This is a genomic window from Capnocytophaga sp. oral taxon 380 str. F0488, from assembly GCF_000318255.2.
Lineage (GTDB): Bacteria > Bacteroidota > Bacteroidia > Flavobacteriales > Flavobacteriaceae > Capnocytophaga > Capnocytophaga ochracea.
In genome coordinates, this window is record NZ_KB291193.1 from 1 (window position 1) to 5132 (window position 5132).

Annotated in this window: 4 protein-coding genes; all 4 read right to left on the reverse strand. The window is 41.4% G+C overall.

The window, feature by feature from the left end:
- Positions 1-125: 125 nt before the first annotated feature.
- Complete coding sequence (gene map / locus HMPREF9078_RS04550; protein WP_009419569.1) at positions 126-932, reverse strand: type I methionyl aminopeptidase; 807 nt, start codon at positions 930-932, stop codon at positions 126-128.
- A gap of 71 nt (positions 933-1003) precedes the next feature.
- Complete coding sequence (gene pgi, locus HMPREF9078_RS04555; protein WP_009419570.1) at positions 1004-2623, reverse strand: glucose-6-phosphate isomerase; 1620 nt, start codon at positions 2621-2623, stop codon at positions 1004-1006.
- Positions 2624-2881: 258 nt separating this feature from the next.
- A complete protein-coding gene (locus HMPREF9078_RS04560; RefSeq protein ID WP_002674390.1) occupies positions 2882-3331 on the reverse strand; it encodes a hypothetical protein in 450 nt (149 codons plus the stop codon).
- Between the two features lie 47 nt (positions 3332-3378).
- A complete protein-coding gene (locus tag HMPREF9078_RS04565; RefSeq protein ID WP_009419571.1) occupies positions 3379-4668 on the reverse strand; it encodes a peptidoglycan DD-metalloendopeptidase family protein in 1290 nt (429 codons plus the stop codon).
- Between the last annotated feature and the right edge of the window lie 464 nt (positions 4669-5132).

Here is a 5132-nt window from a genome sequence, read left to right on the forward strand (position 1 = left end):
GAGGAATAAAGACACCTTTTTTTGCCTCTTCTAAACCTTCATCTATAGAGTGTAGTTCAGCTTCTGAAACCTTTACATAAGGTTCAGAATTGTCAGAGATATTGGAAATAAAGGTGTTCATTCATCTAATTGAGCAAAAACTCGTCTTCTTCATTGCTTTCAATGCCTAAGGCTTCGTATATGTACTTGAAGGTGGAGAGCAATTTAGGTTTGCCGTCAATCAGAGCTACATCGTGTTCAAAATGGGCAGAAGGTTTGCCGTCGGCGGTGAGGATTGTCCAACCGTCTTTGAGTTGGCGTATGCTCTTAGTACCTAAATTAATCATAGGCTCTATGGCTACTACCATTCCGTCTTTGAATTTTTTACCATTACCGCGTCTGCCGTAGTTAGGCATTTCGGGGTCTTCGTGCATTTTGCGCCCTACGCCGTGACCGACGAGTTCGCGCACTACTCCATAGCCGTGTGCCTCACAGTGTTGTTGTATAGCGTGCCCTACATCACCTACTCGGTTACCCGGACGAAACTGACGGATACCTATATACAGTGATTCTTTGGTTACGCGCAAGAGTTCTTTTACTTCGGGGGCTACTTCGCCTACTTCGAAAGTATAAGCGTGGTCGCCATAGTAACCGTTTTTCAGTGCCCCACAATCTATTGAGATGATGTCGCCTTCTTGCAATGGGCGGTCGTTAGGGATACCGTGTACTACTTGCGCATTAGGACTCATACATAGGGTGTTAGGGAAGCCATACAAACCCAAAAATCCTGGGATAGCCCCTTGACTACGGATGTACTCTTCGGCGATTTTATCTAAATATAGGGTCGTTACCCCTGGTTTTACTTCTTTTGCCATTATCCCCAAAGTGCGTGATACTACTTGGGCTGCTTGGTGTAGTAGTTCTATTTCTTCGGCTGTTCTAATGTGAATCATTTTCAGATGTTAGGTGTTAGAGGTCAGGTTTCAGGTGTTAAGTATAACCCCTGAAACCTGATACCTGAAACCTATTTTTTGAATTGTTTTAATAAATTGGTTGTGGAACTGTCGTGAGCAGAGAGTTCGCTAGCGGTGATGTCTTTAAGGATTTTGCTTGCCAACTGTTTGCCGAGCTCTACGCCCCATTGGTCGTAACTATAGATGTTCCAAATCACACCTTCTACAAAAATCTTATGCTCATACATTGCGATAAGGCTACCCAAACTTTCAGGGGTGAGTTTATCGATGAGGATAGAGGTTGTAGGGCGGTTTCCTGTAAACACTTTGAAAGGCACTAAGGCTTCGTTTACCTTGTCACCCATTTCTTTACGCACTTCGGCTTCGGTTTTACCTTTTAAAAGAGCTTCGGTTTGTGCAAAGAAGTTAGCCATTAGCTTGTTGTGGTGGTCGGTATTGCCGTGCAATGAGTGTTTAAAGCCAATGAAATCAGTAGGTATCAATTTAGTACCTTGGTGAATAAGTTGGAAGAACGCGTGTTGAGAGTTCGTTCCTGGTTCACCCCAGATGATTACCCCAGTTTGGTAACTTACAGGGTTGCCATCACGATCGGTTTGTTTACCGTTACTTTCCATTATACCTTGTTGTAGGTACGCAGCCAAGCGGTGCAAATACTGAGTATAAGGAATGATCGCCTGACTTTCGGCTCCGTAGAAGTTGTTGTACCACACACTGAGCAATGCCAATACTACTGGAATATTCTTCTCAAAAGGAGCAGTGCGGAAATGCTCGTCCATAGCGTGAGCTCCTTTGAGCAACTTATCAAAATTATCATAACCTACTGATAGGGCAATGCTCAAGCCTACGGCACTCCACAACGAGAAGCGTCCGCCTACCCAGTCCCACATAGGGAATACGTTATCAGGGTCTATACCGAATTTATCGATTTCTTGCAAGTTAGTAGACACCGCTACAAAGTGTTTAGCAATATCTTTTTCTGAGCCTGATTTGAGGAACCATTCTTTTACAGTAAGCGCATTCGAAAGGGTTTCGAGTGTTGTGAATGTTTTAGATACAATCACTATCAAGGTAGTTTCGGGGTTGAGGTGCTTGATAGTTTCGAGCACGTGGTCACCATCTACATTGCTGATGAAATGTACGTTGAGGTGATTCTTATAGAATTTAAGCGCCTCAGTTACCATTGCCGGACCGAGGTCAGAGCCACCGATACCAATGTTCACCACATCGGTAAAGGCTTTACCGCTATAACCTTTGCGTTTGCCACTGATGACCTCTTCGCCGAACTGTTTGATTTTGTGTTTTACAGCTACTACTTCGGGCATTACGTTTTTGCCATCTACGTTTATCACGCTATTTTCGGGTGCGCGAAGGGCGGTGTGCAAAACCGCACGTTTTTCGGTGTTGTTGATAAGGTCGCCACCGAAGTACTTTTCGATAGCATCTTTAAGGTGACATTCGTCAGCGAGTTGCACAAGGAGTTTAAGGGTTTCTTCGTCTATGCGGTTTTTAGAATAATCTACATAGAAGTCGTGCCATTTGATGGCAAATTTCTCCCCGCGAGCGGGGTCTTTCTCAAATAGAGAAAGCATATGGCGGTCTTTTACTTCCGCAAAATGTTTTTGCAATGCTTTCCACGCATTGGTTTGTGTTGGATTACTATTTTTTAACATTTTTATTTATATATGTTTAATGTTGTTATTCTTTTTATAGTCAATCACAAATTAGTCTGTAAATTTTGCACCTTTCACTTTGCCAAAGTTTGAAACTTTGGCAAAGTTAATTATCTTAATAATCAGTTGAATTCTCTATTTGTTTAATTATAATCTATGTAATAGCAACTAACATCTGTCTTTTCAGAGTGCAAAACTACAAAATAATGACGCCTCACCTTTAGCTAATTTGCTAATTTACAAATTACTTAATGAAACTTACTTTTTCAGTCTTTTAAACACAAAACGGGTGATAAAAATACCTGTAGAATCATTGCTTCCTGCATTGCTCTCTACTCCACTGGTAACAAAAGCAAGTTCCCAGCCTTCTTCACTCATTGTGTTCAACTTAGAAGTGATAAGAGCATCGTTGGCAGCGATGTTCTGAAAACGAATCCCCCCGAGATTAAAGAAGTTGAGGAGTTTGGTCTCATCAAAGCCCTTTACGCGAATCTCATCACGGTCGCTTTTGTTGCGTTCGTCTCCTTCTTCCGAGCGCGTAGTGGTAAATTCTTTATAATTGCGTGTTTCATTAGCCGAGATAAGTCGCGAACGTCCTGCTCCCGAAGGTACTACCGATTCAATAGCGGTTACTACCTTAAATTCATACACTTGTGCTGAGGCGGTAAAGCCCACAAGAGCCAATAGATAAAAAATAAACTTTTTCATTTGTATTTCTGCTCAATTAACCATTAATCACTAATCATTAACCATTGTTACGACACCGTTTGCTTTTGTACATTCGTTACCTCCTCTTCCATTTCAATAGGGGTCGCTTTTAGCGCATCAAGCTGTTCTTTTAGTGGCGCAATCTCCTTCAAATATTTAGCTTTAAGTCGCGCATCAATAGGCACCGATTCTGGTAGCTTCTCTCTGAGTGGGTCTACTTGTCTTCCATTCTTCCAAAAACGATAGCACACGTGAGGACCTGTTGCCAAGCCGGTACTTCCCACAAGTCCAATCACCTGTCCTTGCGATACGTGTTGTCCTCTGCGTGCCAATATTCTCGACATATGCAAGTACTGTGTTATATACATATTGTTGTGGCGTACCTTCACGTAGTTACCATTACCCGAACCATAGCCCGCTTCAATCACCGTTCCTGATGCTGTCACCCGTATAGGCGTACCCGTAGGCGCTGCATAGTCGGTACCAAAATGTCCCTTCATACGGTGAAGCACAGGGTGAAAACGCATTCCAAATTTAGACGTAATGCGGAAGATATCCAAAGGCGATTTCAAAAACATTCGCTTCATCATATTCCCTTTTTCGTCGTAATAGCCATTTGTACCTTTTGCCGAATCGGTAGTGAAGTTAAAAGCGTAATAAGGTTTCCCTTGCCACTCAAAATAAGCCGCTTTCACTCTCTCAACTCCCGCAAAAATAGTGTCGTCCACATAACGTTCCTCATAAATAATCTTAAAATTATCACCTTTTTGCAAGCGGAAAAAGTCGATGGTGTAATCAAAAATCTGTCCCATTTGGTAAGTAGCATTCGCACTGATACCCGCCGCAAGCGCATCAACTGTAAGATTGCTGTTGATACTTCCTGCCAATGCCTTTTCCACAATCGTTACTTTGCGTTGCGCTTTGTAAGCGTGAACCGAGTCTCCAAGACGCACCACTACGTAATCTGTAACGTTCGGCTGATAGATAAAGCTATGGGGTTTCGAGGGGTCTTTTTTATCGTACAAAAAAGCGTAAACCTTACCCGTACGTATATTCTTAGGGTTAAACTCTCCTTTGGTTTTTTGGGTGATATTATGAATATCCACCGCTCCTATGTTGTTCTCTTCTAATAGTTTACCAAAGGTATCACCTTGCTTAATCGTATCTTTCACTATCGTGTAATCATTCAGGTTAAAACCAAATTCATACACCGGAGGTTTAGGTGCCTCAACAGTAGCCGAAGCGGTTGCCTTCTCAGCATTAGGGGTATCATTACAAGCCGTGAATACCGAAAGCTGAAGTGCAAAAAATGAAAAATAAAGGACTTTCTTCATCATAAGTTTTCTGTTTCTGTTTTTACATTTTTTAGTTCACAAACACCAAGCCATTTAGGGCGCAAGTGTATCAAAAAATCTTACAAAGGTGCAAATAAAAAATGAACTACGCAAATAAAAAAACTAAAAAAACTGCATATAACTCCTTTAATTTATTCATAATTAATGTATTAAGCTGTATATCTCAATTCTTGCAAACTGCTTCTATGTCCTCTTTTTCAACACTTTTACTACTACCCTTCACCTTATCTTTTTCTTAAATCCCAGCCATACCCAAATGCCCTCTCCCCTACTCAGTACATTTTTCTACCCTACAAGCTACATAAGTAGTACATTTTTCCATCAAAACTCTATTTCACAAAATGCCTCCTCCCAAAAAAGTGCCATCTATCGTCCAACATTCGTTCAAGATTCGTTTAAGGTTCGTATAAGGTACCTATATCATAGTATATTTTTCTTTTTGAAAA

Bases quoted from the DNA above. Each gene is read 5' to 3' on its own strand.
- map (WP_009419569.1), bottom strand. From the start codon at position 932: ATGATTCACATTAGAACAGCCGAAGAAATAGAACTACTACACCAAGCA.
- pgi (WP_009419570.1), bottom strand. From the start codon at position 2,623: ATGTTAAAAAATAGTAATCCAACACAAACCAATGCGTGGAAAGCATTG.
- HMPREF9078_RS04560 (WP_002674390.1), bottom strand. From the start codon at position 3,331: ATGAAAAAGTTTATTTTTTATCTATTGGCTCTTGTGGGCTTTACCGCC.
- HMPREF9078_RS04565 (WP_009419571.1), bottom strand. From the start codon at position 4,668: ATGATGAAGAAAGTCCTTTATTTTTCATTTTTTGCACTTCAGCTTTCG.